Origin of the sequence: Enterobacter sp. S-33 (assembly GCF_028735835.1) — a bacterium.
GTDB lineage: Bacteria > Pseudomonadota > Gammaproteobacteria > Enterobacterales > Enterobacteriaceae > Enterobacter > Enterobacter vonholyi.
Genome location: NZ_CP117838.1, coordinates 1590529 through 1616559, shown reverse-complemented (window position 1 = coordinate 1616559; position 26031 = coordinate 1590529). Strand labels below are relative to the sequence as shown.

Annotated in this window: 26 protein-coding genes; 13 read left to right on the top strand and 13 right to left on the bottom strand. The window is 55.0% G+C overall.

The genetic code is table 11. The annotated features are described in order from the left end of the window. The 3 genes from PUP35_RS07515 to tusE all read left to right on the top strand — a co-directional run bounded on the left by PUP35_RS07515 (window position 1) and on the right by tusE (window position 2119). Complete coding sequence (locus PUP35_RS07515; protein WP_111964532.1) at window positions 1-1158, top strand: CfaE/CblD family pilus tip adhesin; 1158 nt, start codon at window positions 1-3, stop codon at window positions 1156-1158. 10 nt (window positions 1159-1168) lie between these two features. After that, window positions 1169-1720 (top strand): LuxR C-terminal-related transcriptional regulator, encoded by a 552-nt coding sequence (locus PUP35_RS07510; protein ID WP_126302784.1) that lies wholly within the window; start codon window positions 1169-1171, stop codon window positions 1718-1720. A 69-nt stretch (window positions 1721-1789) separates the two neighbouring features. After that, on the top strand, window positions 1790-2119 hold the full coding sequence (tusE, locus tag PUP35_RS07505; protein WP_271367539.1) for a sulfurtransferase TusE: 330 nt from the start codon (window positions 1790-1792) through the stop codon (window positions 2117-2119). Here tusE and yccX read toward each other — a convergent pair. From yccX to PUP35_RS07490, 3 genes are read right to left on the bottom strand one after another with little or no spacing between them, the layout of a single operon-like run. Then, complete coding sequence (gene yccX / locus PUP35_RS07500) at window positions 2116-2397, bottom strand: acylphosphatase (protein ID WP_029739909.1); 282 nt, start codon at window positions 2395-2397, stop codon at window positions 2116-2118. The genes tusE and yccX overlap by 4 nt on opposite strands. Before the next feature lie 11 nt (window positions 2398-2408). Continuing rightward, entirely contained in the window at window positions 2409-3197 is a 789-nt protein-coding gene (locus PUP35_RS07495) for an AraC family transcriptional regulator (protein ID WP_274242478.1), read from the bottom strand. A 10-nt stretch (window positions 3198-3207) separates the two neighbouring features. Beyond that, on the bottom strand, window positions 3208-3765 hold the full coding sequence (locus PUP35_RS07490) for a kinase inhibitor (protein WP_274242477.1): 558 nt from the start codon (window positions 3763-3765) through the stop codon (window positions 3208-3210). A gap of 173 nt (window positions 3766-3938) precedes the next feature. Between PUP35_RS07490 and rlmI the strand changes: the two genes are divergently transcribed. Together rlmI and hspQ are read left to right on the top strand one after the other, a co-directional pair. Then, window positions 3939-5129, top strand: a complete 1191-nt coding sequence (gene rlmI, locus PUP35_RS07485) for a 23S rRNA (cytosine(1962)-C(5))-methyltransferase RlmI (RefSeq protein ID WP_274242476.1) — start codon at window positions 3939-3941, stop codon at window positions 5127-5129. 60 nt (window positions 5130-5189) lie between these two features. Beyond that, window positions 5190-5507, top strand: coding sequence for a heat shock protein HspQ (gene hspQ, locus PUP35_RS07480; RefSeq protein ID WP_008499919.1), 318 nt, complete (start codon window positions 5190-5192; stop codon window positions 5505-5507). Between the two features lie 37 nt (window positions 5508-5544). On the opposite strand, the gene PUP35_RS07475 is transcribed toward hspQ, so the two are convergent. Further along, the gene (locus PUP35_RS07475; protein ID WP_008499920.1) at window positions 5545-5958 is read right to left on the bottom strand and encodes a CoA-binding protein; all 414 of its coding nucleotides are present in this window, start codon (window positions 5956-5958) and stop codon (window positions 5545-5547) included. Between the two features lie 173 nt (window positions 5959-6131). Between PUP35_RS07475 and csgI the strand changes: the two genes are divergently transcribed. Both csgI and mgsA read left to right on the top strand, forming a co-directional pair. Further along, window positions 6132-6794, top strand: a complete 663-nt coding sequence (gene csgI / locus PUP35_RS07470) for a curli synthesis inhibitor (RefSeq protein WP_096150519.1) — start codon at window positions 6132-6134, stop codon at window positions 6792-6794. Between the two features lie 80 nt (window positions 6795-6874). Then, window positions 6875-7333 carry a methylglyoxal synthase gene (gene mgsA, locus PUP35_RS07465; protein WP_045330803.1) on the top strand — a complete coding sequence of 153 codons (459 nt, stop codon included), beginning with the start codon at window positions 6875-6877 and terminating at the stop codon, window positions 7331-7333. A gap of 59 nt (window positions 7334-7392) precedes the next feature. Here mgsA and helD read toward each other — a convergent pair whose 3' ends face one another. Beyond that, window positions 7393-9447, bottom strand: coding sequence for a DNA helicase IV (gene helD / locus PUP35_RS07460; protein WP_274242475.1), 2055 nt, complete (start codon window positions 9445-9447; stop codon window positions 7393-7395). A gap of 123 nt (window positions 9448-9570) precedes the next feature. Between helD and PUP35_RS07455 the strand changes: the two genes are divergently transcribed. Next, a complete protein-coding gene (locus PUP35_RS07455) occupies window positions 9571-10017 on the top strand; it encodes a YccF domain-containing protein (RefSeq protein WP_111964540.1) in 447 nt (148 codons plus the stop codon). Between the two features lie 19 nt (window positions 10018-10036). Beyond that, the gene (gene yccS / locus PUP35_RS07450) at window positions 10037-12199 is read left to right on the top strand and encodes a YccS family putative transporter (protein ID WP_115874653.1); all 2163 of its coding nucleotides are present in this window, start codon (window positions 10037-10039) and stop codon (window positions 12197-12199) included. Here yccS and PUP35_RS07445 read toward each other — a convergent pair. Then, a complete protein-coding gene (locus PUP35_RS07445) occupies window positions 12156-12782 on the bottom strand; it encodes a TfoX/Sxy family DNA transformation protein (RefSeq protein ID WP_115874652.1) in 627 nt (208 codons plus the stop codon). The two genes, yccS and PUP35_RS07445, sit on opposite strands and share 44 nt — an antisense overlap. Before the next feature lie 217 nt (window positions 12783-12999). Between PUP35_RS07445 and sulA the strand changes: the two genes are divergently transcribed. Beyond that, window positions 13000-13509, top strand: a complete 510-nt coding sequence (gene sulA / locus PUP35_RS07440; protein ID WP_274243241.1) for an SOS-induced cell division inhibitor SulA — start codon at window positions 13000-13002, stop codon at window positions 13507-13509. A 354-nt stretch (window positions 13510-13863) separates the two neighbouring features. Next, window positions 13864-14919, top strand: a complete 1056-nt coding sequence (gene ompA, locus PUP35_RS07435) for a porin OmpA (protein WP_023311028.1) — start codon at window positions 13864-13866, stop codon at window positions 14917-14919. A 65-nt stretch (window positions 14920-14984) separates the two neighbouring features. On the opposite strand, the gene matP is transcribed toward ompA, so the two are convergent. Next, a complete protein-coding gene (gene matP / locus PUP35_RS07430) occupies window positions 14985-15437 on the bottom strand; it encodes a macrodomain Ter protein MatP (protein WP_008499929.1) in 453 nt (150 codons plus the stop codon). Window positions 15438-15623: 186 nt separating this feature from the next. On the opposite strand from matP, the gene PUP35_RS07425 reads away from it, so the two are divergent. Beyond that, window positions 15624-17384, top strand: a complete 1761-nt coding sequence (locus PUP35_RS07425; RefSeq protein ID WP_274242474.1) for a Lon protease family protein — start codon at window positions 15624-15626, stop codon at window positions 17382-17384. A 68-nt stretch (window positions 17385-17452) separates the two neighbouring features. Further along, window positions 17453-17971 (top strand): 3-hydroxyacyl-[acyl-carrier-protein] dehydratase FabA, encoded by a 519-nt coding sequence (gene fabA, locus PUP35_RS07420; RefSeq protein ID WP_008499931.1) that lies wholly within the window; start codon window positions 17453-17455, stop codon window positions 17969-17971. A 70-nt stretch (window positions 17972-18041) separates the two neighbouring features. Here the strand turns inward: fabA and rmf are convergent, their stop codons facing one another. The 6 genes from rmf to rlmKL form a co-directional block, all read right to left on the bottom strand. Then, window positions 18042-18209: a ribosome modulation factor gene (rmf, locus tag PUP35_RS07415; RefSeq protein WP_013097261.1), complete on the bottom strand. Its 168-nt coding sequence runs from the start codon at window positions 18207-18209 to the stop codon at window positions 18042-18044. 255 nt (window positions 18210-18464) lie between these two features. Then, window positions 18465-19031: a membrane integrity-associated transporter subunit PqiC gene (gene pqiC / locus PUP35_RS07410; protein ID WP_008499932.1), complete on the bottom strand. Its 567-nt coding sequence runs from the start codon at window positions 19029-19031 to the stop codon at window positions 18465-18467. Continuing rightward, window positions 19028-20668: an intermembrane transport protein PqiB gene (gene pqiB / locus PUP35_RS07405; RefSeq protein ID WP_274242473.1), complete on the bottom strand. Its 1641-nt coding sequence runs from the start codon at window positions 20666-20668 to the stop codon at window positions 19028-19030. Before pqiB ends, pqiC begins: the two co-directional genes overlap by 4 nt. 4 nt (window positions 20669-20672) lie before the next feature. Then, window positions 20673-21926, bottom strand: coding sequence for a membrane integrity-associated transporter subunit PqiA (pqiA, locus tag PUP35_RS07400; protein ID WP_023335152.1), 1254 nt, complete (start codon window positions 21924-21926; stop codon window positions 20673-20675). 13 nt (window positions 21927-21939) lie between these two features. Then, on the bottom strand, window positions 21940-23847 hold the full coding sequence (locus PUP35_RS07395) for an ABC transporter ATP-binding protein (protein WP_127730291.1): 1908 nt from the start codon (window positions 23845-23847) through the stop codon (window positions 21940-21942). A gap of 12 nt (window positions 23848-23859) precedes the next feature. After that, window positions 23860-25968, bottom strand: a complete 2109-nt coding sequence (rlmKL, locus tag PUP35_RS07390) for a bifunctional 23S rRNA (guanine(2069)-N(7))-methyltransferase RlmK/23S rRNA (guanine(2445)-N(2))-methyltransferase RlmL (RefSeq protein ID WP_021240859.1) — start codon at window positions 25966-25968, stop codon at window positions 23860-23862. Window positions 25969-26031: the final 63 nt, after the last annotated feature.

The following is a 26031-nucleotide window of genomic DNA, read 5'->3' as shown; positions in this document are numbered from 1 at the left end:
GTGATTAAGTGCCTCTTTATTTTACTGTTCTTAAGCCTGTGGGCCAGCCAGACGCTGGCAGGCTCTCCCGCGGGACGAAACACCAGCGTAGGGATCAGCTTCGATCGCACCGCGCCGCCCGCGCGTTTTGACATCTGGTTTCATGAATCGGGCGGCTTTGACGCCGCAGATCCGCAAAAGTGGGGACGCAATACCCTGACCTGTCAGTCCCGTACCGATACCACGAACGGCGCCTGCATGAACTCACCGGTCTGGTTCTCGGCAAACCCGGCCGCGCCCTATGCCATCAATTTACGTTTCACGCATACCCTCACCGGCAAGACGGCGGATATCAAGGTGTATGGCGATCACTACATGTTTATCAACAACAAAGTGTTTACCTTTGCCAGCTTCGTGACAGGGGGAACGGCCACCATCGCTGACTGGAACAGAGAGCCTTATTTCGATTTCTATATCGTGAAAAGCGAACTGGATAAGCTCGCCCTGCCGGGGATCTGGACCGCCACGCTGAAGCAGAACCTGCGTCAGTGGGGAAGCGCCGACTGCGGCGGCAACTTCAATGACGTAAATGTCGGTTGTCCTGGCTATCTCACCATCGCCAAATGGCAGGCAAATATTCGCATTGAGGTGGTCGACCCGGGAAACCAGCAGATATATCTGCCAGCCTTTCCGCACTCAACGCCCATCGTTAACCTCAACCTGACCAACTTCCCGGGGCGACCGGGAGGCAGTGAGATCCAGGGTGAGAACTCGCTGGATATGTGCCTGTACGACGGCAATAACAGTACCAGCACCCGCGCCTACCTTCGGTTTGAGGACGACGGACTTACGTCAGCGGGCCGTGCAGATGGCGCGTTTTCTATCAGGCGACGTGGCGGTAGCCAGACCGATGCGCGGGATCGTCTCGATTATCGGGTCTCCGTCACCAATCCAATAACAGGCGCAACCGAAACCGTCTCGAACGGTAAAACCCTTGTCTGGCAAGGCACAAACGATCCGCAGTATCTGCGTCAGGTCGTGCTGCCCGGCGGACGCGAGAGCGTACTGTGCATTCCTGCACCGATTATCCTGAAAACCCCCGCGTTTGCTGCCAGCAGCAAAAACGCGGGCGACTACACCGGCACGCTGCGCGTTATCTATACCCCCAGCACGTTATAACGAGGTCACCGTGAGTTACGCCATTCTCGACAACAATCGATTTTACGCCGAAGGGTTGCGCTATGCGCTGCTGCGTCGGGGCGTCCAGCCAGAGGTCATAAGCGATACCGTACAATGGCAGCCAACTCTGCTTACCCGCCGCGTGGTTGTCGTACGCTGTCGTTTTTCCGTTGCGGGTACGCATCAGGCACTGATTAACATTTTACTCAGACTGGAAGCCGCCCGCTGGCAAGGCAGCCTTTATCTGGTCTGCAATGAAAAAGGGTGGGCGCTGGCGACGCATTTACGCAAGCGTTTCGGTACGCTAACGCTTTATATCATCGACGACAGGATCGCCGTTGCCGATGCGGCGTATTTGCTGGCAAAAGAGCCCCGTCGCGTTCGAAGTCTTGACTGCTGTCTTACCGGCCTTGAATTCAACGTGCTCGATCTGATGCTTACCGGGTTGCCGGTACGCCACATTGCCATCATGACGCGTATGTCTGAGAAACAGGTTTCGACCCATAAATGCAACGCACTGAAAAAGCTTAATGCCAATAATCTGCTGCAGCTGCTCCTGTAGGGCACGGTTTATCCCGCGGCCTCTTTTTTGCTACACTGTCGCCGGTTTTTTCACACACGACAGAAGATTATGTTCATTTTTGCAGGCCAGGAAATTGAGACCGATAGCGAAGGCTATCTGAAAGATACGACGATCTGGTGCGAACCGCTGGCGGAGAAAATTGCGGAAAACGAAGGGATAACCCTCTCTCCAGAACACTGGGAAGTGGTGCGTTTTGTTCGCGAGTTCTATCTTGAATTCAACACCTCTCCGGCCATCCGCATGCTGGTCAAGGCGATGGCCAATAAGTTCGGTGAAGAGAAAGGCAACAGCCGCTATCTGTATCGTCTGTTCCCGAAAGGCCCGGCAAAACAGGCCACCAAAATTGCAGGCCTGCCTAAGCCGGTGAAGTGTATTTAATACCGAATCCCGAAGTTTACGTATTCGCGCCCCGGTTGATGGGGTTCAGTTAAGACCTTATCAACCCGCGCGCTGCGCGGCCCACCCGCTTTCAGCCACGCCACCAGCTTGTCGACCTGCTCCGCTTCGCCGCAGGCGACCACTTCGACGCTTCCGTCGTCCATGTTGCGCGCGTATCCCGTTAGCCCAAGCTCAACAGCTTCGCGCTGGGTGCTGTAGCGGAACCCGACGCCCTGAACAACGCCGTGAACCCAGGCAATAGTGCAGACTTTAGACATTCTTCTTCTCCTTAACGTAGCGTTTTCGGTAAGCAGCCGTAGTGTTGCCGGAAACGGGCGGTGAAACGAGAGCTGGAAAGATACCCACATTGTAATGCGATTTCGCCGATCGGTAATCGTGTTGACTGTAGCTGCGACAAAGCCACGGCCATCCTTACCTCCTCCACAATCTGGCGAAAACTCTGCGACTCTTCACGTAACCGCCTGCGCAGCGTCGGCACGCTTAATGCGAGACGGCTGGCAACGTCCTGCGCGGTCCAGTCTCTGGCGGGCGACAGCATAATGAACTGCCGCACCTGCTCGGTCAGGTTACTGTTTCGCTCAACAAGCAGCGGACCCGCCACGCCATCATGTAGCAAGGCCAGCAACAGACCGAAGGCCTGATGCTTTTGTAGCGCTTCCGGTAACTCCTGACGCACGGCGTGCAGCAGGTTGTCCCACATAAATGCCAGCCCCTCGCTCAGCGGAGCACAGAGCGAATGCAGCTTCGTGCGCGGCCAGGATTTCAGGTAATGCGCTTTAAACTCGGCAACAATTTCCGGCGATAACATTAGCAAATCCGAGTGAAACAGCCCGTTTACAGGCTGATTGATAATTTCCATCGACGTATTGGCCGGGATAATAATGAGCTCATCCCGTGTCGCCTCCAGGCGGTTATCATCCTGAACAATCACCTTACTGCCGTGAGTGATATGACAAATAGCCGGAAAAAAAAGTTTAACCTGGTGCAGGCGATGCATTTTGCTGGCAGTCACTTCACCCGCTGTAAGATGTTTATGTCGAAAATGAAACTCCTGCACCCTGCCATCCTTATCTGCTATAGGTTGCTGTTAACTGAGCCTTTGCCAGAGCGTGACTGTTGATCATAAAACCGACCAGCGCGCCGCTGGCATTTTTGTCTACGGGCAGTTTATCCACGTCCAGCGCCCAGACGGTAATCTGATAGCGGTGAGGCTTATCCCCGGCGGGTGGACATACGCCGCCGAATCCAGAATAGCCGAAATCATTACGCCCCTGCACAGTGCCGGCAGGTAATTTCTCGCCGTTTGGATTACCGGCATCAGCGGGCAGCGTCATTGTCTTCGCCGGAATATTGGCTACTGTCCAGTGCCACCAGCCGCTGCCGGTAGGTGCATCCGGGTCATATACCGTAACGGCAAAACTTTTCGTACCGGCGGGGGGATTCTTCCATGCCAGCTGTGGTGAAGTATTTCCACCGTGGCAGCCGAACCCCTCAAACACCTGCTGTGTCGCTAACCGCCGTTCGCCGGAAATATCCCGGCTGGTGATACCGAAAGGCGTTGCCGCTAAAACCTGAGAACTCATTGCCGCCAGAGCGGCTATGGCTATTACACTGCGCTTTTTCATGGGTGCTCCCTTTGCTGTACCGGAAGCCCCACTCTAAAGCCAGCTGCAATATCGTAATGTGCCTAAGCGATTTGATTTTGTGCCGAAACGCTCAACGGCATCCGCAGATGATTGCGCCTTGCTGAATGTGGTAATCTACGCGCCATTTCCTGAAATCGACAGAACAGCAAATTATGAGTGTACGTTTAGTGTTAGCCAAAGGGCGCGAGAAATCATTACTGCGCCGTCATCCCTGGGTCTTTTCCGGCGCGGTTGCCCGTATGGAAGGTAAAGCCAGCCTCGGTGAAACCATTGATATCGTTGACCATCAGGGGAAATGGTTAGCGCGAGGCGCTTACTCGCCAGCGTCCCAGATCCGTGCCCGCGTCTGGACCTTCGATAAAGATGAAACCATCGATATCGACTTCTTCGTCCGCCGCCTGCAGCAGGCGCAGCAGTGGCGCGAATGGCTGGCAAAACGCGACGGGCTGGACAGCTACCGCCTGATTGCCGGTGAGTCCGACGGGCTGCCAGGTGTAACCATCGATCGCTTCGGCAACTTCCTGGTGCTGCAACTTCTGAGCGCCGGGGCGGAATACCAGCGTGCCGCGCTGATTAGCGCCCTGCAAACCCTGTTCCCGCAGTGTGCCATTTACGACCGCAGCGATGTGGCGGTGCGCAAAAAAGAGGGCATGGAGCTGACGCAAGGCCCAGTGACCGGCGAACTGCCGCCTGCCCTGCTGCCGATTGAAGAGCACGGCATGAAGCTGCTGGTGGATATTCAGGGCGGGCACAAAACGGGTTATTACCTCGACCAGCGCGACAGTCGTCTGGCTACGCGTCAGTACGTTGCCGACAAACGCGTGCTGAACTGCTTCTCCTATACCGGCGGTTTTGCCGTTTCAGCTCTGATGGGCGGCTGTGCCCAGGTTGTCAGCGTGGATACCTCGCAGGAAGCGCTGGACGTGGCAAAACAGAACGTCGAGCTGAACAAGCTGGATCTGAGCAAAGCGGAATTTGTACGCGATGACGTGTTCAAGCTGCTGCGTAAATATCGCGATCAGGGCGAGAAGTTCGACGTCATCGTGATGGATCCACCAAAGTTTGTGGAAAATAAAAGCCAGCTGATTGGCGCGTGCCGTGGGTATAAAGATATCAACATGCTGGCCATCCAGCTGCTGAATCCGGGCGGGGTTCTGCTCACGTTCTCCTGCTCCGGCCTGATGACCACAGATTTATTTCAGAAAATCATCGCCGACGCCGCAATAGATGCTGGCCGTGATGTACAATTTATAGAGCAGTTCCGTCAGGCAGCCGATCATCCCGTGATTGCTACCTACCCGGAAGGACTGTATCTGAAAGGGTTTGCCTGTCGCGTCATGTAACTTGAAAAGAGAAATATTGCCCGCACATAACGTGTAAGTCGTATTTCCCGGGAGGTGACTATGATTGCCAGCAAATTCGGTATCGGCCAGCAGGTCCGCCACACTTTGCTCGGGTATTTGGGTGTGGTCGTGGATATCGACCCGGAGTATTCCCTTGATGAACCGTCAGCAGACGAGCTGGCGGTGAACGCAGAGCTTCGCGCCGCGCCCTGGTACCATGTGGTGATGGAAGGTGACGACGGGCAACCCGTCCACACCTACCTTGCCGAAGCGCAGCTGAGTAGCGAGCTGCAGGAAGAGCATCCGGAGCAACCCACTATGGATGAACTTGCTCAGACTATCCGCAAACAGTTACAGGCTCCGCGCCTGCGGAACTAAGCGTGTAAAAAAAGCCCGATGAACGGGCTTTTTTTTATTACTTCGCTAGCCCCAGACGGGGGATATCGATCGCCGGACAGCGGTCCATGACGACGTTCAGCCCCGCATCCCGCGCCAGTACCGCAGCCTGCTCGTTAATCACACCCAGCTGCATCCACAGCGTTTTCGCCCCTACAGCGATAGCGTCCTGCGCCACTTCCCACGCTGCCTCGGAGTTTCGGAAGACATCAACCATATCAATTTTTTCCGGCACGTCAGCGAGCGTGGCATACCCCTGCTGACCGAGTAAGGTTTTCCCCGCCACTTTTGGCGAGACCGGGATAACGTGATAGCCCTGATCGAGAAGGTATTTCATCACCCGATAGCTTGGGCGATCGGGTTTATCGCTCGCGCCCACCAGCGCAATGGTACGCGTAGATGTCAGAATCTCGGCAATATCGTTCTCTTTCATGGTTTTTCTCCTGGCTTTTTTAAAAGTGTACGCCAAACCGCACATCTCAACCATCCATCCCATACAGATGCATGAGGGCAAAACGGCGAAATATGTCTATATGTTAGTAAACGTGATTATCGAAAAATTTAGATACATTAATGCGGCGACAGGATTTCTGACGGGAGCCTTCTATGAAAACCGGTATTGCCACTGCTCTGATTGCGTTAGTGATGCCGGTCTGCGTTTTTGCTACCACGCTCCGGCTCTCTACCGACATTGATCTCCTTGTACTGGACGGAAAAAAGGTCTCCAGCTCGTTATTGCGCGGTGCGGACAGCATCGAGCTGGATAACGGGCCGCATCAGCTGGTATTCAGGGTGGAAAAATCGATCGGTCTGGCGAATCACGAGCAAAGGATGTACATCTCGCCGCCGCTGATCGTCAGCTTTAATACCCGGCAAATCAGTCAGGTGAATATCACCCTGCCTCGCCTTGAAACGGAGAAGGAATCTGCGGCCTTCGACGCTTCACCCCGCGTTGAACTGCTGGACGGGGATGCGATGCCGATTCCGGTGAAGCTGGATATTCTGGCGCTGACGACCTCACCGAAAGGTCCGGACTACGAGGCAGCGACCCAGACCTATAACAAAGCGGGTAAACGCGCCTCTCTTCCTCAGTTTGCCACTATGATGGCGGACGACAGTACGCTTTTGTCCGGCGTCTCCGAACTGGACGTCATTCCTCCCCAGTCCCAGACCCTGACGGAACAGCGCCTTAAGTTCTGGTTCCAGCAGGCCGATCCCGACACGCGGGCCCGTTTTTTACAGTGGGCAAAACAACAACCTTCATCATAAGCCACATTTTTTACGCCTTTCTCTTGCAGCGTCAGACGGTTCCCGTCATCGTGTAGTCAGTTAACCTGATGGATATGATTATGGAACTGACAACACGCACGCTACCTGAGCGCAAACACATTGCTCTTGTGGCGCACGATCACTGTAAACAAATGCTGCTTAACTGGGTTCGCCGCCATCAGTCTTTGCTGGAAAAACACGCCCTGTCGGCGACCGGTACAACCGGTAACCTGATCCAGCGCGAAACGGGTCTGCAGGTGAATGCGATGCTGAGCGGCCCGATGGGCGGCGATCAGCAGGTCGGCGCGCAGATTTCCGAAGGGAAGATTGATGTGCTGATCTTCTTCTGGGACCCGCTGAACGCGGTTCCGCACGATCCGGATGTCAAAGCGCTGCTGCGCCTGGCGACGGTGTGGAATATTCCGGTGGCGACAAACCTCTCGACGGCGGATTTCATCATCGAATCGCCGCAGTTTAACTCACCGGTAGATATCCTTATTCCGGACTATCAGCGTTATCTTTCAGAGAGATTGAAGTAGCTTTTTTAGCCGGGTGGCGGCTACGCCTTACCCGGCCTACCCATCCTTGCCCGGCGGCGTTATGGCTTCCGCGCCACCGGCACATCTATACTCTTCAAAATATCGACAAACACGGATGGCTCCTCTTTATTGAACAGCAGCCACACGCGATGGCGCGCGCGGGTCATTGCCACATACAGCAAACGCCGCTCTTCGGCATCCGGGAAATCTTCCGGCTCCGGCAGCAGGGCCTGTTCCATCACCGACTCACGGGCCGGGGCCGGGAAACCGTCGCTCCCCTCTTTCAGCCCCACCACGATCACATAATCGGCCTGCTGCCCTTTGCTGGCATGAATCGTCATAAATTCAAGCTGCAGTTTCGGCCAGCGGGTGGCGCCTTTTTCCAGCGCCTCAGGTTTAAGGTGATGGTAGCGTGCCAGCACCAGGATACGCTCATCGGGCTTCGCGTAGCCGCTGAGCTTGTCCAGCAGCGGTTCCAGCTGATCGTCCGCCAGCAGCGTCACTGCTTTTTTATCCCCAGGCCGCAGGCTATTGAGCGGTTTCGCCAGCTGATGCGGGTTCTGCTGAATAAAGCGGTTTGCGATTTCACCAATCCGTGAATTGAAGCGGTAGGTCGTGTCCAGATCGCTGCGATCGCCTTCGCCAAAATAGTGGTGGAACGCGGTAGTCAGGGAGAGCTTCGCCCCGCTGAAGCGATAGATGGCCTGCCAGTCATCCCCCACCGCGAACAGCGAGGTATGTTTATTTTGTGCCCGCAGCGCCGAGAGCAGAGACGCACGCTGTGGAGAAATATCCTGGAACTCATCCACCAGAATATGTTTCCACGGGCTGACAAAACGTCCCTTTTCAAGAATGATGATGGCTTGATGGATCAAACCGGAGAAATCGACCGCATTTTCTTCTTTCAATGCTGTTTTCCAGGCCTTCAGCAGCGGAGCCATCAGCTTGACCCGCTTCGAAAACAGCTCGCGGATTGCCTCCGGCGCACTTTCAATCATCTCAGCCTGCGATCCGCCGTGCATTCGCATCAGGCTGACCCAACGGTCAAGTCGCGAACCCAGCCGACGCGCCAGTTTGTCATCCTGCCAGAAGCTGCCCTCAGGCACCTCCCAGTTGAGTTCCTCTTCCAGCCACTGACGCCACCCTTTCGCCTGCGCCTTTTTCTCGCTGCACTGCTGGCGCCACGTTTTGATGAACAGCGCCTGACGCGCCTGCGCGTCGTTTTCCAGCTTACTGATGGAAGGCACTTTTTTACTGCCCTGCTGAATAATATGTAGCGCAAGGGCATGGAAGGTTCTGGCCGTGATATCCCGGGTGTGCAGGCGCTCCTGGATCCGTTCGTCCATCTCCTGCGCGGCCTTACGGCCAAAGGCCAGAAGCAGGATTTGATCGGCAACCGCTTCCCCGGTCGTCAGCAGCCAGCCGGCACGCGCGACCAGCACCGACGTTTTTCCGCTACCGGCTCCCGCCAGCACCAGCAGCGACTGCTCGCCGTTGACCACCGCGCGCGCCTGAGCCGGATTGAGCGGTGAAGATTCCACCGTACTGAAAAAATCGGCGTATTGGGTAAGCATGGCATCCGTCCAGGCCTGGTTATGGGCGAGACGGCTTTTATCCTTATCATTCAGCCAGGCCTGACACTGGCGCCAGGCGTCGCGACAGTTGTCAAACTCGTCGAGACGCGTCACGGAGAGCGGTAGCGCCGAGAGTGCCTGCCGGATCTTTTGCTGCAGGCCGGCAGTCTGCTGACGGGTCAGCCACGCGTGCTGCGCGTTGCTCTGGGCGATATCGTCCAGCACCTGCTGCAGCACCTGGGCGGCAATTACGCTCATATCCTGGCTCCACTGCTGCCAGAGTGCGTTCAGATGATGATGGAAACGCTGGGTTTCCGCCCACTCGGTGCCATGAAGGCGCACGACTTTATCGTCAGGCAGAACGAACTCCAGCTCGCCCCACACCAGACCGCGTTTGCAATGAATAGCCAGAAGCTGATTAAACGGAATAAGGTATTCGTGGCGTTCCCCGGAGACTTTCACCCCGGCATTAAGGAGAACAACCCTGTCGTAAGGGTGTTGTGCCAGGCGTTTGCCCAGCGATGTTGCTTTCAGTTCCATGTTCCGCCAAATCCACGAAGAGATAATTTACCTGACAGTTTAACTGCCAGTTTTAAGGTGCTCCAGCCTAAAAAAACGTTACAATCATTGGGCGTTAATTATATCGAAAGGAAGTGAGCGTTTATGCGTACCGTTCTGAATGTGTTGAATTTTGTGCTGGGCGGTTTTGCCACCACCCTTTCCTGGCTTTTTGCCACGCTGGTGAGCATCGTCCTGATTTTCACGCTTCCCCTGACCCGTTCCTGCTGGGAAATCACAAAACTCTCCTTAATCCCCTACGGGAATGAAGCCATCCACGTTGACGAGCTGAATCCGGAGAGCAAAAACGCTCTGATGAATACGGGCGGAACCCTGCTTAACATTCTGTGGCTGATTTTCTTTGGCTGGTGGCTGTGCATCATGCATATTTTTGCCGGTATTGCACAGTGCATCACGATTATTGGTATTCCTGTGGGGATCGCAAACTTTAAGATCGCCGCTATCGCCCTTTGGCCCGTTGGTCGCAGGGTTGTTCCGGTAGAAGTGGCCAGAGCGGCGCGCGAAGCAAACGCTCGCCGTCGTTTTCAGTAAATAAGGACTGGCCGCGTTTATGCTAAGCCCACTGCTTCGCCGTTATACCTGGAACAGCACCTGGCTTTATAACGTCAGGATATTTATCGCGCTTTGCGGCACGGTTGCCCTGCCCTGGTGGCTGAATGATGTCAAGCTCACCATTCCGCTCACGCTTGGGGTGGTCGCCGGGGCGCTGGCGGATCTGGACGACCGTCTGGCCGGGCGTTTACGTAACCTGGTCATTACGCTCGTCTGCTTTTTTATTGCGTCAGCTTCCGTTGAGCTGCTTTTCCCGTGGCCCTGGCTGTTTGCCCTGGGCCTTACGCTCTCAACCAGCGGGTTTATTTTGCTGGGCGGGCTTGGGCAGCGCTATGCCACCATCGCGTTTGGTGCATTGCTGATCGCTATCTACACCATGCTGGGCGTTTCCCTGTACGACCAGTGGTACCAGCAGCCGGTTCTGCTGTTGCTGGGCGCCATCTGGTATAACCTGCTGACGCTAACCGGTCATCTGATTTTCCCGGTTCGCCCGCTGCAGGATAACCTTGCCCGCAGCTTTGAGCAGCTAGCCCGCTATCTGGAACTGAAATCCCGGCTGTTCGACCCGGACATCGAGGAAGAAAGCCAGGCACCGCTCTACGATCTGGCCCTGGCAAATGGCCAGCTGGTCGCCACCCTTAATCAGACAAAAGCTTCCCTGCTTACCCGTCTGCGCGGCGATCGCGGTCAGCGCGGAACACGACGGACGCTTCACTACTATTTTGCAGCCCAGGACATTCATGAACGCGCCAGCTCCTCGCACGTTCAGTATGCCGCCCTGCGCGAGAAGTTCCGCTACAGCGACGTGATGTTCCGCTTCCAGCGTCTGCTGTCCATGCAATCCCAGGCGTGCCAACAGCTCTCGCACTCCATTCTGCTGCGCACGCCCTATCAGCATGACCCCCGCTTTGAACGCGTATTCAGCCATCTTGATGCGGCACTCGACCGCGTTCAGGCCAGCGGAACGTCACCGGAACACATCAAAGCGCTGGGTTTTCTGCTTAACAACTTGCGTGCGATTGATGCCCAGCTGGCAACCATTGAGTCCGAACAAGCGATGTCGCTGCCAGGCAGTGAGGTGGAAAACCAGCTTGCTGATGACAGCGTACACAGCGTTAGCGATATGTGGCTACGGCTGAGCCGCAACTTTACGCCGGAGTCGGCTCTCTTTCGGCACGCCGTGCGAATGTCGCTGGTGCTGTGCGTGGGGTATGCCTTTATCCAGATTACCGGGCTGCATCACGGCTACTGGATCCTGCTGACCAGCCTGTTTGTCTGCCAGCCGAACTATAATGCCACCCGACATCGTCTTGCGCTGCGTATTATCGGCACGCTGGTTGGCGTCGCGATTGGCCTTCCTGTGCTCTATTTCGTGCCCTCCGTTGAAGGTCAATTGATCCTGATCGTTATCACCGGCGTGTTGTTCTTCGCGTTTCGCAACGTGCAGTACGCCCATGCCACCATGTTCATCACGCTGCTGGTGCTGCTCTGCTTTAACCTGCTGGGTGAAGGGTTTGAAGTCGCCCTGCCGCGAGTGATCGATACCCTGATTGGCTGTGCGATTGCCTGGGCCGCGGTCAGCTTTATCTGGCCGGACTGGCGTTTCCGAAATTTGCCGCGCGTGGTAGACAGGGCGATGAACGCCAACTGTCGATACCTTGACGCGATCCTGGAGCAATATCATCAGGGCCGCGATAACCGCCTGGCTTACCGGATAGCCCGCCGCGACGCGCACAACAGTGATGCGGAACTGGCCTCCGTAGTCTCTAACATGTCGACGGAGCCTCGCGCCACGGCGGATATTCGAGAGACCGCGTTCCGCCTGCTCTGCCTGAACCATACGTTCACCAGCTATATTTCGACGCTGGGTGCTCACCGTGAGAAACTCACCAACTCGGGTATTCTCAACCTGCTTGATGACGCCGTCTGTTATGTCGATGACGCGCTTCATCATCGACCAGCCGATGAGCCGCGCGTTCAACAGGCGCTGGATGAACTGGCTCAGCGCATTGCGCATCTTGACCCAGGAAATGACAGCAAAGCGCCGCTTGTTCTTCAGCAGATAGGCCTGCTTATCGCTCTGCTGCCTGAAATTTGCCGGCTGCAACAGCACATCGCTACCTGGAGGAGTGATTCTCCTGTGGCTCAGTCAACGCATTAAACCACTCCGTGAGCTCCCGGCGAATATCTGCCGGGAGTGCCGCTTCATGCATCCCCTCGATAGCCCCTTCCAACGCGAAGAGTACTTTAATACTCAGCGCTTTATTTTTTGCCCGCATCTTTAGCCAGCACGCCCTGGCACCAAGCTCCCGCAACATTTCCTCATTGGTGATGCCAGCTTCAAAGAGCAAGACTTCAAGCTGAAAGGTCAGGTTAGGCAGATCCTTGAGTCGGTTTCGTTGATGGCGCTGATAACGCTCTTTTCTTGCCGCACTGAGCGCAAACGAGGAGAGCTGAAGTAACCGCTCCCTGTCCTGCCATAATCCGTCATCAACACGATAATAGTTGAGCAGCACCGGGCGGCCTCGCTTCATCAACGTCAAAAAAGAGGAGGCATTTTTTACACAGTATTTGGCACTCTCCTCACAGGCGCGAAGGTAAAGCTCGCCGTCTGAGACCATGGCAAAAACAGCATCATCCACCGCAAGGGTATAGCCGCCAAACAACGCGCGGTGATGAATCTCGCCCAACGGGGAGAGGTATTCCTGAGATTTATAAATCCGTTCATAAGATATCTTTTTCATGATATTTCCCTTCAAAATCATAAAGTAACAGCTAAATTTCTTACTAGCGGATCCGTTAGCAGGAAAATAGGCAACTTAACGTCGTTGAGCAAGATGATTTTTCGAGGAGCATCAAGATTGAATGAATTTTGCGAGTCGCTTTCCGAAAATGAGGTTGATCTTTGGGCATACAGGGGTTACTGTATATCCATACAGTAACTACAGGGCTGGAATGAATATGCACACTTCAGGCTATGCAAATCGCGCTACCTCTCTCTCTTCTGCTGCAGGCAATGTCTCGCAGAATTCCATCGAGCGTGTTTCCACGGGGCTTATCAGTGAAGTGGTTTATCGTGAAGACCAGCCCTTGTTAACGCAACTTCTGTTACTGCCGTTATTACAACAGCTCGGTCAGCAATCGCGCTGGCAGCTTTGGCTCACGCCTCAGCAAAAGCTGAGCCGTGAGTGGGTTCAGTCCGCCGGCCTGCCGCTGACGAAAGTCATGCAAATTAATCAACTCTCGCCTTGCGATACCGTTGAGTCGATGATCCGCGCGTTACGCACAGGGAATTACAGCGTGGTGATTGGATGGTTACCGGAAGAATTGACTGAAGAAGAACATTTCCGTCTGACTGAAGCCGCTGAAGAAGGGAATGCGATCGGGTTCATTATGCGTCCGGTTCGATCGGATTCTTACTGCAGAGGACAACTTTCTGGGCTAAAAATTCACTCAAATTTGTATCATTGAGTGAAATTAAGATTTTTCCTGGAATTTTTTTTGACCGCAAGATGGGATTTAAGTTCCCGACCTAAAAATTGCGGCAAGGCTTGTCTGGTGCGGTTCTCCTTAATTTTATTGCACAAAATTCGTTCGAAAAATGTTAAATAATCGGTATACGGAACTTTTTTTTTCATATGCCTGACGGACTTCACACTTGTAAGTTTTCAGCTACGTTGTAGACTTTACATCGCCAGGGGTGCTCGGCCTAAGCCGAAGATATCGGTAGATTTATATTTGACCACGCCCCCCGGTGAAGGATTTAACCGTGATTCTCTCTTGAGACTTTCATGGCGAATTTTGGATGATAACGAGGCGCAAAAAATGAAAAAGACAGCTATCGCGATTGCAGTGGCACTGGCTGGCTTCGCTACCGTAGCGCAGGCCGCTCCGAAAGATAATACCTGGTATGCAGGTGGTAAACTGGGCTGGTCTCAGTTCCACGACACTGGCTGGTACAACAGCAGCCTGAACAATGATGGCCCAACTCACGAGAGCCAGCTTGGTGCAGGTGCGTTCGGTGGCTATCAGGTTAACCCGTATGTTGGTTTTGAAATGGGTTACGACTGGTTAGGTCGTATGCCATACAAAGGCGACACCATCAACGGCGCTTTCAAAGCACAGGGCGTTCAACTGACCGCTAAACTGGGCTACCCAATCACTGACGATCTGGACGTGTACACCCGTCTGGGCGGCATGGTATGGCGTGCTGACTCCAGCAACAACATTTCTGGCGACAACCATGACACCGGTGTTTCCCCAGTATTCGCTGGTGGCGTTGAGTGGGCTATGACCCGTGACATCGCTACCCGTCTGGAATACCAGTGGGTTAACAACATCGGCGACGGCAACACCGTTGGTGTTCGTCCAGACAACGGCATGCTGAGCGTAGGTGTTTCCTACCGTTTCGGCCAGCAGGAAGAAGCAGCACCAGTTGTTGCTCCAGCGCCGGCTCCAGCTCCAGAAGTACAGACCAAGCACTTCACTCTGAAGTCTGACGTTCTGTTCAACTTCAACAAAGCGACTCTGAAACCAGAAGGTCAGCAGGCACTGGATCAGCTGTACACCCAGCTGAGCAACCTGGATCCTAAAGACGGTTCTGTAGTGGTTCTGGGCTTCACCGACCGTATCGGTTCTGACGCTTACAACCAGAAACTGTCTGAGAAACGTGCTCAGTCTGTTGTTGATTACCTGATCTCTAAAGGTATCCCAGCTAACAAGATCTCCCCACGTGGTATGGGCGAATCTAACCCAGTTACTGGCAACACCTGTGACAACGTGAAAGCTCGCGCTGCACTGATCGACTGCCTGGCTCCAGATCGTCGCGTAGAGATCGAAGTTAAAGGCATCAAAGACGTTGTAACTCAGCCAGCGGCATAAGTTATCGTCTTATAAAAAAACCCCGCCATGCGGGGTTTTTTATTGTCTGAAGAAAAGTAAAAAATCTACTTTTTACCCAACAGAGCCTGAAGGTCGTTCTTCAGCGTCGACATCTGGTTGGCGTACTTCTCTTTATGTTCTGCATCCTCAATCAGCTGCACGATGGTTTCCGACAGCGTTTTTCCCCGTCGTTGTGCCAGCCCGGCCAGGCGCTGCCAGACAACGAACTCAAGGTCGATTGATTTTTTGCGAGTGTGCTGATGCTCAGCATTAAAATGCCGTTTGCGTCGCGCACGGATAGTTTGCTTCATCCGGTTTAACAACGCAGGATTGATGTGTTTCTCAATCCACCCGTTAACCTGTACCGGTTCATTTTCGAGGGTCAGCAAAATATCCACGGCTTCTTGCGCAGCGCTGGCTTCGATGTAGCAGGTGATCAGCTCCCCTTCACGGTGCTTTTTGACCAGGTATTTCCATTTCCAGCCGCTTTCGAGATTTTCCAGTTGTTGATATTTCATTGCGATCTCAGTGTTACCACGTAACTCTGTTCAGAATATCAGTTTTTTAGCAATCTGCTGAAAAGAAATCATATCCTGTGAGTGAATGCAGCCATTCGCCCTGTCGAAATCCCCAATCCTGCTTGGGTACAGCCCCCCGCTTACGGTATACTCCACGCTTTTACATCTGACTAAAAAACATCAACTTTGACCATTACGAAACTTGCATGGCGTGACCTTGTTCCGGATACCGAAAGTTACCAGGAACTGTTTGCACAGCCAGATCTCGCAAAAGAACACGAATTCATCCTTAGCGATACGCAGCCCCGTTTGCATTACGCGCTGGAGCAGGTGTTAAGCCCCTGGGCAACTGCGCCCTTCATGCTGCTCAAAGCCCCGGAAGAAGCGGAATACCTGACGCTGCTCGGTGATGCTGTGCGTCAGCTGAAGCCGGAAGCGAACGCCGTTTTTGGCGGGCAGTATCGTATTGGGGGACATGATGTCACTTTCGAACCTGCGGCGCAGGCCGATGGCGCTTTTGCCGCTAAGGGCGAAGTGGTTACCGCTAACTGGGTCGAGGCGGAACAACTCTTTGGTTGTCTGCGCCAGTTTAACGGCGAACTTTCGCTGCAGCCGGGGCTGGTACATCGCGCAAATGGCGGTGTTCTCATCATCTCACTGCGTACCCTGCTCTCGCAGCCGCTGCTGTGGATGCGTCTGAAAACCATCGTGCATCAGCAGCGTTTCGACTGGGTCGGCTACGATGAGTCTCGTCCCCTGCCTGTCTCGGTTCCGTCTATGCCGCTGTCATTAACCGTCGTGCTGACGGGCGACCGTGAGTCGCTGGCGGACTTCCAGGAAATGGAGCCTGAACTGGCTGAACAGGCGGTATATAGCGAATACGAAGATAATATCCAGATTGCCGATGCCGACGATATGGCGCAGTGGTGCCAGTGGGTGATGACCGTTGCAGAACGTTTTGCGCTGCCAACGCCTGCGGCTGACGCGTGGCCAGGCCTGATACGCGAAGCGGTGCGCTATACCGGTGACCAGGAAACGCTGCCACTCTGCCCGCTCTGGATAGGTAAACAGCTGCGTGAAGTGGGTGTGATTAGCGGTAACGGTGCGTTCACCGGAGAGCAGCTCACTCAGATGCTGGCTCAGCGAGAGTGGCGAGAAGGCTATCTTGCTGACCGTATGCAGGATGAAATTCTGCTGGAACAAATTCTGGTGGAAACCGAAGGCGAACGCGTCGGGCAGATCAACGCCCTGTCGGTGATTGAATTTCCTGGCCATCCGCGCGCATTCGGGGAACCGTCCCGTATCAGCTGCGTTGTGCATATTGGCGATGGCGAATTTACCGACATCGAACGCAAAGCCGAGCTGGGCGGCAACATTCACGCCAAAGGCATGATGATCATGCAGGCGTTTTTGATGTCTGAGCTGCAGCTTGAGCAGCAGCTCCCCTTCTCGGCCTCGCTGACGTTTGAACAGTCCTACAGCGAAGTGGATGGCGATAGCGCCTCTATGGCTGAACTGTGCGCCTTAATCAGCGCCCTGGCGGAAGTGCCCATCAATCAGAACATCGCGATCACCGGCTCGGTGGACCAATTCGGTCGTGCTCAGCCTGTCGGCGGCCTCAACGAAAAAATTGAAGGCTTCTTCTCTATCTGCCAGCAGCGCGGTTTAAATGGCAAGCAGGGTGTGATTATTCCTGCTCCCAACGCACGCCATTTAAGCCTCAGCCAGGAGATTCTGGATGCGGTTGAACAAGAGCAGTTCGCCATCTGGGCCATCGAAGGGATTGAGGATGCACTACCCTTACTGACAAACCTGGTATGGGATGGCGAAGGGCAAACCACCCTGATGCAGACTATCCAGGAGCGCATTGCTCAGGCAACACAGCAGGATGCTCGTCACCGTTATCCATGGCCGTTACGCTGGCTGGGCTGGTTTAGTTCGAACTGATCGGACTTGTTCAGCGTACACGTGTTAGCTATCCTGCGTCCTTCACTAAAATAAGGCTTACTGAGAACATGGTAGATAAACGCGAATCCTATACAAAAGAAGATCTTCTTGCCTCTGGTCGCGGCGAACTGTTTGGCGCAAAAGGCCCACAGTTGCCGGCCCCGAACATGCTGATGATGGACCGTGTCGTGAAAATGACCGAAACCGGCGGCAACTTCGATAAGGGTTACGTAGAAGCAGAACTCGATATCAACCCGGACCTGTGGTTCTTCGGTTGCCACTTTATTGGCGATCCGGTAATGCCTGGCTGTCTGGGCCTGGATGCGATGTGGCAGCTGGTTGGCTTCTATCTGGGCTGGCTGGGTGGCGAAGGTAAAGGCCGCGCACTGGGCGTGGGCGAAGTGAAATTCACTGGACAGGTTCTGCCTACAGCGAAGAAAGTGACCTATCGTATTCACTTCAAGCGCATCGTAAACCGCCGCCTGATTATGGGCCTGGCAGATGGTGAAGTACTGGTCGACGGTCGTCTGATCTATAGCGCAAGCGACCTGAAGGTTGGCCTGTTCCAGGACACTTCTGCGTTCTGATCGTGCTTTTCGAACCCCGGAAAGGCGAAACCTCCGCAATGCGGAGGTTTCTTTTTTGAAAGAGACGTTATCAGGCTATGAGTGCCCTGTCGCCGATGGCTTCTCGCCAGCCTCCAAGCCATTGTGACCTTTGATTTATCGTCTGATAAGGACACATTTCTTTAGAACGTCCAGCGATGCCGGCCTGATAACCACGTTGATGAGCCCGTTCCAGGCGATCTCGTTTCTGTCTCTTCATGCCTCGTTTCCCTCATTCTTTTGTCTGGTGGAAAGAAAACAGTGTCTGCACTATCTGCACAGGCACAGATAACGAATACCCCGAATTAGTCGCATCGTCAATGTTCAAAATTCATACGGGTGTCATATCTGTGAGCTACATGGAAGTTCATTTGTACAAAAATTGTGACGTGGCACAAGTAACAACCTGAGTTGAAAACGAAAAAAAAACCGCAATCAGCGACAGGCCAACTGCGGTTTTAATGATGAATTTTACTTATGGCAGCCGGGAAATCTCCCTCGCGATACTGGCCGACTCCTGCGCCCAACCCTGAGCCAGGACTTTCACCATTTCGTCATAGCCATCCTTCTGCTGCTTCAGCTCCAGATGGAAAGGACGCTTAATCAGCTGCCCCTGATGGTTTAGCAACCACTCCCCGCTGATCACCACCGCACCGTCATAACGGCCGTGGAAGCCCGTTACGGTGACGTTCAGCGTATCCTGATCGTTACCCAGCGGCTGCGACGCGACTACCCAGCCCGGAAGCTGGCTGCCCAGGTTAGCCACCAGCGTGTTGCGCAGCTGCTGATCCAGCGGGCTGGCCCACAGGTTGTTGGTCGCAATCACGTATTTAACGTCGCTGGTCTGATAGACCACGCCGTTTCCTGCCAGATAATCCGGCACGGCGACCTGCTCAACCCACAGCTGGCGGTTTCCCTGACTCGCCGTGCTTTGCCCACCGCTGTGGGTTGCCACAGGCAGCTGATAATAACTTTTATTATCCCCCCCTGAACTGCACGCCGTTAACAGCAGAGCGCCAACCATTAATAGCCATTTTTTCATTCTTGTGCCCTCTTCGGCTCAGGATCCTTTTTATCTTTCGCTTCGAACACCAGCGCATTGCTCTTCTCGTTGAGCGTTTTCAGCACCGGCTGCAGTTCACGCAGGACCTGATCAAGACGCTGCATATCTGCCACCATCTTGTTATAGGCCGCAGATCCCGGCTGGAAGCCCTGCATACTGCGGTTCAGCTCACGCAGCGTTTTCTGCATGTCCTGCGGCAGCTGCTGCATGCTCTGGCTCGCCGTGATCTTGTTAATGTTATCCAGCGTGGTTTGCAGACGGCGCATCGTTGCCTGGCTTTCGCTCAGCGAGTTTGTCGCCGCTTCAATCATCGGATTCAGTGGCAGATTGTTGATCTTATCCAGCGTCTCCATCAGACGCTGCTGGATCTGCGCCAGACCGCTGCTCACCGTTGGGATGATCTTGTAGCCGCCGAATTCACGGATACCGGTAATCGGCGGTGCTTTCGGGTAGAAGTCCATATCCACATACAGCGCGCCGGTTACCAGGTTGCCGGTTTTCAGCGACCCGCGTAGACCGCGTTCCATCAGTTGGGTGATATGGGTAGCGATATCCTGATTTTCACCAATCTGGTTAAGCAGACGCTCTGGTTCAATGCGGATCAGCACCGGAATGCGATAGTCATCATCCAGCATCTGGCTCAGACCCGGGACGAAGAACGGCACTTGCCCAACCGTACCGAGGCGAATACCGCGGAACTCAACGGGCGCCCCCGGCTGCAGGCCGCGAACGGAGTCTTTGAAGAACATCAGGAAGTCAACGTGATCGGTATAGAGCGCGTCCTGAATGCTTTTTTGATCGTCAAAGAGGCGGAAAGCGGTGTTCTCTGCAACCGGCTGCCCCAAATCCAAGCCTTCCGGCACGTCAAAACTCACGCCGCCGCCAAACAGCGTAGTCAGCGACCCCATTTCAACGCGCATGCCTGCCGAGGTCAGATCCACCGCGATCCCGCTGTCTTTCCAGAAACGGACGTTGCTGGTGACCAGGCGATCGTTTGGCGCATTGATGAAGAGCTGATAGCTAATTGCGCGTTTCTGCGGATCGAACGTGCTTTTCTCAACCGACCCGACGCGGTAGCCGCGGAACAGGACCGGGTCGCCGGCCGTGAGCTGACCTGCTTTTTTGCTGTCGAGGATCACGCGGATGCCCTTGGCATCAGGCGGCGCAAGCGGCGGTGAATCCAGAAGCTGGTATTTGGCAGGCTGGTTACCCTTAGCGCCGGGCTGCAGCTCTATGTAGGCGCCCGAAAGGAGCGTTCCTAAGCCGCTGATCCCTTCACGCCCCACCTGCGGTTTAACGACCCAGAAAACGGAATCGCCGTGCAACAATTTCTCCATGCCGGCATTAAGGCGCGCCTTAATCTCCACATGAGTTAAATCGTCGGTCAGGGTTGCGCTTTCGACCACGCCCACATCCACGCTACGGCTTTTGATGGTCGTTTTACCGCCCTCAATCCCCTCGGCATTGGTGGTTATCAGCGTGACTTCCGGTCCCTGATGGCTGTAATGATAAAACAGGATCCATGCACCGATCAGCGCGGTCACGATGGGAAAAATCCACACCGGTGACCAGTTTTTGACCTTCTGCACTTTCGCCTCTCCACTCTTATTTTCCATGCTCTTACTCTTCCTCATGGCTTGATTCAGGCTCACGATCCCACGATAAACGAGGGTCGAAGGTCATGGCCGCAAACATGGTCATGATCACGACCAGTGCAAACATTAAAGCCCCCATCGCGGGATAAATACTCATCAAACCGCCCATCCGCACCAGCGCAGAGAGAACGGCGATGACAAACACGTCTATCATTGACCAGCGTCCAACAAACTCGACCACTTCATAAATCAGGTGCATGCGTTCGCTATCGCGCTTCCCATGGCCCTTCGCATCCCAACAGAGCCAGGCGATGGCGATCATTTTTAAGGTTGGCACCATAATACTGGCGATAAAGATAACGCCAGCGACCGGATAGGAACCCTCGCCCCAAAGCAGTATCACCCCGGCCAGGATCGTTGAGGGCATTTTGTCACCGAGCAAATCGGTGATCATGATTGGCAGAATATTGGCAGGCAGATACAGCATGATGGACGTGACCAGCAGCGCCATCGTCCACTGAAGACTATTTTTACGCCGCACGTGCCCTTTCGTTTCGCAGCGCGGACAAACGTCGAGATCGGCGGGCAGCACGGCGGTACAGCATGGGCAGGAACGCAGCCCCTGACGAATTCCGGGTACGCCGACCTTCACCGTCTGCGCAAGCGTCGGTGCCGGGGCGATATCATCCCACGCCCAGCGCCTGTCAACGCACTGGAATGCACGCAGCTGGAGGACGCAGTACAGACACCACGGAATAAAGCTGCTGCCGATCCCCACGTCGCCGTACGCCATCAGCTTCACGAAACTGACCAGAATGCCCGCCAGAAAGATCTCGGCCATGCCCCAGCTTTTGAGCTGAAAAAGGATACGCGCAAGCCGGATTTTCAGTGATGCGGGCATCCTGACGCGGTTGACCAGTAAAAGGATTACGACCAGGCAAAAAGCCGGGACTATCTGGACAAACAGGAGAAAAAAGGTGCCGAGGCTAGCGTAATCTTCTGAGAACATCACGCCCGGGATCTCAAGCAAATCCACCTGGCTGGTTATCCCACCCACCTTCATATAGATGAAGGGGAAGAGATTAGAGAGCAGCAGCATAAAAAGTGCTGCAAGAGCGTAAGCAGTGGGACGCTGCCGCGGCGCGTCCCACTCGGTTGTCAACGTCGCACCGCAACGTGGACACAGGGCTTTATGTCCGTGACCAAGCTCTGGCAACGCCACGAGCATATCGCATTGCGAGCATAAAATATGCCTGTCGGCATGGTGCTGGTCACACATATGTTATCCCTGTTTATGCGCCGTTTTTCAGAGACTCAAGGTACTCCCAGCGCTCAAATGCTTCTTCCAGGGCTTTTTCAGCCGCGGACAGTTCTGACAGTACTTTCTGAGTATAGTCATGCGATTGGGTAAAGAATGACGCATCAGCAACCTGTTTTTGCAGATCCTCAAGCGCGGCCTCCAGCTCTTCAAGACGCTGCGGCAGTCCCTCCAGTTCGCGCTGCAGGTTATAGCTTAGTTTAGCCGAGGTTTTCTTGACAGTTTCTGCTTTTGTTACAGTAGCTTCAGGACCAATTTTGGACTTTGACTGCTTCGTCGCCAGCGACTGTGCCTGCTGCCCTTTTGCGTCGTGATAACCGCCTACGTATTGACCAATTCGCCCTTCACCTTCGAAGATCCAGCACTCGGTCACGGTGTTGTCAACGAACTGACGATCGTGGCTAACCAGCATCACGGTACCCTGATAGCCGTCGATCAGCTCTTCGAGTAGTTCCAGCGTTTCGACATCAAGGTCGTTCGTTGGTTCATCGAGAATCAACAAGTTACTTGGCTTCAGGAACAGGCGCGCCAGCAGAAGACGGTTGCGCTCACCGCCTGACAGCGCGCGCACCGGCGTCATGGCACGTTTCGGATGGAACAGGAAGTCCTGCAGGTAGCCCAGCACGTGGCGCGGCTTGCCGTTTACCATCACCTCCTGCTTACCTTCAGCGAGGTTATCCATCACCGTACGGTCCGGATCCAGCTCCGCGCGGTGCTGGTCGAAGTAGGCGACCTCCAGCTTGGTCCCGCAGTGAATGCGGCCGCTGTCGGCCTGCAGCTGGCCCAGCATCAGCTTCAGCAGCGTGGTTTTACCGCAGCCGTTCGGGCCAATCAGGGCGATTTTGTCGCCGCGCTGAACCTGTGCGGAGAAGTCTTTCACCAGCACTTTACCGTCAACCTGGTAGTTGACGTTTTCCATTTCGAAGACAATCTTGCCGGAGCGGGACGCCTCTTCCACCTGCATTTTGGCGCTGCCCATCACTTCACGGCGTTCGCTGCGCTCGCGACGCATCGCCTTCAGGGCGCGCACGCGGCCTTCGTTACGGGTACGGCGGGCTTTTATGCCCTGGCGGATCCAGACCTCTTCCTGCGCCAGCTTGCGGTCGAATTCGGCATTCTGCAGCTCTTCCACGCGCAGGTTTTCTTCTTTCTCCAGCAGATAGGTGTCGTAATCGCCGGGATAGGTGACCAGCTTGCCGCGGTCGAGATCGACAATGCGCGTCGCCATATTGCGGATAAACGAACGGTCGTGTGAGATGAAAATAATGGTGCCGCTGAAGGTTTTCAGGAAGCCTTCCAGCCAGTCGATCGCTTCGATATCCAGGTGGTTAGTCGGTTCGTCCAGCAGCAGCACCTTCGGCCCGCTAACCAGCGCGCGGCCCAGGGCCGCCTTACGCAGCCAGCCGCCGGAGAGCGCCGACAGCTCCATATCGGGTTCCAGACCGAGCTGGGCCAGCACTTCATTAATACGGTTTTCAAGCTGCCACAGACCGTGGTGATCGAGCATCTCCTGCACTTTTGCAAGTTCGTTGAGGTTTTTGTCGCTCGGATCGGTCATCACCAGATGCGAAATCTCGTGATAGCGCTTCAGGTATTCGGCCTGCTCAGAGATCCCTTCCGCAACGAAATCGTAAACGCTGCCGGTCACGTGACGCGGCGGGTCCTGCTGGAGGCGGGAGACGATCAGATCCTGTTCGTAAACAATGCGTCCGTCATCCAGGCCCTGTTCACGGTTAAGGATTTTCATCAGCGTGGATTTACCCGCGCCGTTACGGCCCACCAGACAGACGCGCTCGTTATCTTCGATGTGCAGCTCTGCATTATCGAGAAGCGGTGAGTCGCTGAAAGAGAGCCACGCGCCGTGCATACTAATTAAAGACATTTATTTTTCCTTTCAGACCGCGGTAATCAACCAGCAGTTATGGATTTGACGGTTACGGGCAAAGTCCTGAGACAGCGTTTTTTGGCTGATTTCTTGTGCTTTCAGTCCCAGGGCTGCTAAGCCGTCATGATCCATACGGAAGCCGCGTTTGTTGTTCGAGAACATAATGGTGCCGCCTTTGCGCAGCAGGCGCTTCAGGTCGGTCATCAGGCGCAGGTGATCGCGTTGAACGTCAAAGCTATCTTCCATACGCTTGGAGTTGGAGAAGGTCGGCGGATCGATAAAGATCAGGTCGAACTGCTCGTCGGTATCGCGCAGCCAGCCCAGCACGTCGGCCTGCATCAGGCGATGCTGACGTCCGGTTAAGCCGTTAAGGCGCAGGTTGCGCTCCGCCCACTCCAGATAGGTGCGGGACATATCTACCGTGGTAGTGCTGCGCGCGCCACCCAGACCGGCATGCACGCTGGCGCTGCCGGTGTAGGAGAAGAGATTCAGGAAGTCCTTGCCTTTACTCATCTGGCCCAGCATGCGGCGGGCGATACGGTGATCGAGGAACAGACCGGTATCCAGATAGTCGGTCAGGTTGACCCACAGGCGCGCGTTGTATTCGCCCACTTCGATAAAGTCGCCCTTCTCGCCCATCTTCTGGTACTGATTTTTGCCTTTCTGACGTTCACGCGTTTTCAGCACCAGCTTGTTTGGCGCAATACCCAGCACGGCGATGGTGGCGGCAATGACGTCCAGCATGCGCTGACGCGCTTTTTGCGCATCAATGGTTTTCGGCGGCGCATATTCCTGAATCACCACCCAGTCCGCGTAGCGGTCAACCGCCACGTTGTACTCCGGCAGGTCGGCATCATACAGGCGGTAGCATTCAATGCCCTCCTGCTTCGCCCACTTCTCAAATTTCTTCAGGTTCTTGCGCAGACGGTTAGCGTAATCTTCCGCCACGCCGGACGGCTTGCTGTCGGCCGCCTTCTCCGCCAGATGGTAGTTTTTCTGCACGCAGTCCAGCGGGCCGTTTTTCGCCTTAAACTGGCGATCGGCACGCAGCTGCAGGCAGCTCAGCAGTTCCGGCGAGGCGCTGAACAGAGACAGGTTCCAGCCGCCAAAGTGGTCCTTCATGTTGCGGCCCAGCAGGCTGTGCAGGGCAATCAGCGCCGGTTCGCTGTCGAGACGTTCGCCATATGGCGGGTTGCTGATCACGGTACCGTACGGGCCTTTTGGCAGCGGGTTGGTCAGGTTCGCCACGTCTTTCACTTCGAAGGTGACCAGTTCGCCGATACCGGCACGGCGGGCGTTACTGCGCGCGCGCTCAATGACGCGCGGGTCGCTATCGGAGCCGTAGAAATGAGAGGTATATTCCGCCAGCCCCTTACGTGCGCGGGTCTGCGCGTCGTCTTTGACCTCTTTCCAGAGCGCTTCATCGTGCTGCGCCCAGCCTTTGAAGCCCCACTGGCCGCGGTGCAGTCCCGGCGCGCGGTCGGTGGCCAGCATGGCCGCTTCAATCAGCAACGTACCGGAACCGCACATCGGATCGAGCAGCGGCGTGCCCGGCTGCCAGCCGGAGCGCATCACAATGGCGGCCGCCAGGGTCTCTTTGATGGGTGCCATACCGGTACGATCGCGGTAGCCGCGCAGGTGCAGGCCCGCGCCGCTCAGATCGAGAGAGATGCTTGCCGTGTCGCCGTTCAGCCAGACGTTAATACGCAGATCCGGGTTTTCACGATCGACGTTGGGACGTTCCTTATTTTTACGGGTGAAGCAGTCCACAATGGCGTCTTTTACGCGCAGGGCACCGTACTGGCTGTTGCGGATCTCGTCGTTCACGCCGTTGAAATGCACCGCAAAGGTAGCATTCGGGGTGAAGATCTCTGTCCAGTCGATCATCTGTACGCCGGTATAGAGATCAAGGTCGCTATAGACCTTGCACTCCTTCATCGGCAGCATGATGCGCGACGCCAGGCGGCTCCACATCAGGCTCTGGTAAATAAGCCGCGTGTCGCCCTCAAAATGGACACCACCCTGAACCACCTGGCACTCTTGCGCGCCCAGGCTTTCCAGTTCAGTTTTTAACAGCTCTTCCAGCCCACGGGCCGTACTGGCAAACAGAGAATTCATATCGTCACTTTTACTCTTAGAAAATTGTCGCGCATTATAGCTAATATGACGTGTATGTCATAA

What these genes read in the sequence shown, in the direction of transcription:
- helD (WP_274242475.1), bottom strand. Translation starts at nt 9,447, where the DNA reads ATGGAACTGAAAGCAACATCGCTGGGCAAACGCCTGGCACAACACCCT.
- pqiB (WP_274242473.1), bottom strand. Translation starts at nt 20,668, where the DNA reads ATGGAAAATAAGAGTGGAGAGGCGAAAGTGCAGAAGGTCAAAAACTGG.
- rlmI (WP_274242476.1), top strand. Translation starts at nt 3,939, where the DNA reads ATGAGTGTACGTTTAGTGTTAGCCAAAGGGCGCGAGAAATCATTACTG.
- PUP35_RS07455 (WP_111964540.1), top strand. Translation starts at nt 9,571, where the DNA reads ATGCGTACCGTTCTGAATGTGTTGAATTTTGTGCTGGGCGGTTTTGCC.
- PUP35_RS07490 (WP_274242477.1), bottom strand. Translation starts at nt 3,765, where the DNA reads ATGAAAAAGCGCAGTGTAATAGCCATAGCCGCTCTGGCGGCAATGAGT.
- yccS (WP_115874653.1), top strand. Translation starts at nt 10,037, where the DNA reads ATGCTAAGCCCACTGCTTCGCCGTTATACCTGGAACAGCACCTGGCTT.
- ompA (WP_023311028.1), top strand. Translation starts at nt 13,864, where the DNA reads ATGAAAAAGACAGCTATCGCGATTGCAGTGGCACTGGCTGGCTTCGCT.
- rlmKL (WP_021240859.1), bottom strand. Translation starts at nt 25,968, where the DNA reads ATGAATTCTCTGTTTGCCAGTACGGCCCGTGGGCTGGAAGAGCTGTTA.
- mgsA (WP_045330803.1), top strand. Translation starts at nt 6,875, where the DNA reads ATGGAACTGACAACACGCACGCTACCTGAGCGCAAACACATTGCTCTT.
- fabA (WP_008499931.1), top strand. Translation starts at nt 17,453, where the DNA reads ATGGTAGATAAACGCGAATCCTATACAAAAGAAGATCTTCTTGCCTCT.
- csgI (WP_096150519.1), top strand. Translation starts at nt 6,132, where the DNA reads ATGAAAACCGGTATTGCCACTGCTCTGATTGCGTTAGTGATGCCGGTC.
- hspQ (WP_008499919.1), top strand. Translation starts at nt 5,190, where the DNA reads ATGATTGCCAGCAAATTCGGTATCGGCCAGCAGGTCCGCCACACTTTG.
- yccX (WP_029739909.1), bottom strand. Translation starts at nt 2,397, where the DNA reads ATGTCTAAAGTCTGCACTATTGCCTGGGTTCACGGCGTTGTTCAGGGC.
- sulA (WP_274243241.1), top strand. Translation starts at nt 13,000, where the DNA reads ATGCACACTTCAGGCTATGCAAATCGCGCTACCTCTCTCTCTTCTGCT.
- pqiA (WP_023335152.1), bottom strand. Translation starts at nt 21,926, where the DNA reads ATGTGTGACCAGCACCATGCCGACAGGCATATTTTATGCTCGCAATGC.
- rmf (WP_013097261.1), bottom strand. Translation starts at nt 18,209, where the DNA reads ATGAAGAGACAGAAACGAGATCGCCTGGAACGGGCTCATCAACGTGGT.
- PUP35_RS07475 (WP_008499920.1), bottom strand. Translation starts at nt 5,958, where the DNA reads ATGAAAGAGAACGATATTGCCGAGATTCTGACATCTACGCGTACCATT.
- PUP35_RS07395 (WP_127730291.1), bottom strand. Translation starts at nt 23,847, where the DNA reads ATGTCTTTAATTAGTATGCACGGCGCGTGGCTCTCTTTCAGCGACTCA.
- matP (WP_008499929.1), bottom strand. Translation starts at nt 15,437, where the DNA reads ATGAAATATCAACAACTGGAAAATCTCGAAAGCGGCTGGAAATGGAAA.
- pqiC (WP_008499932.1), bottom strand. Translation starts at nt 19,031, where the DNA reads ATGAAAAAATGGCTATTAATGGTTGGCGCTCTGCTGTTAACGGCGTGC.
- tusE (WP_271367539.1), top strand. Translation starts at nt 1,790, where the DNA reads ATGTTCATTTTTGCAGGCCAGGAAATTGAGACCGATAGCGAAGGCTAT.
- PUP35_RS07445 (WP_115874652.1), bottom strand. Translation starts at nt 12,782, where the DNA reads ATGAAAAAGATATCTTATGAACGGATTTATAAATCTCAGGAATACCTC.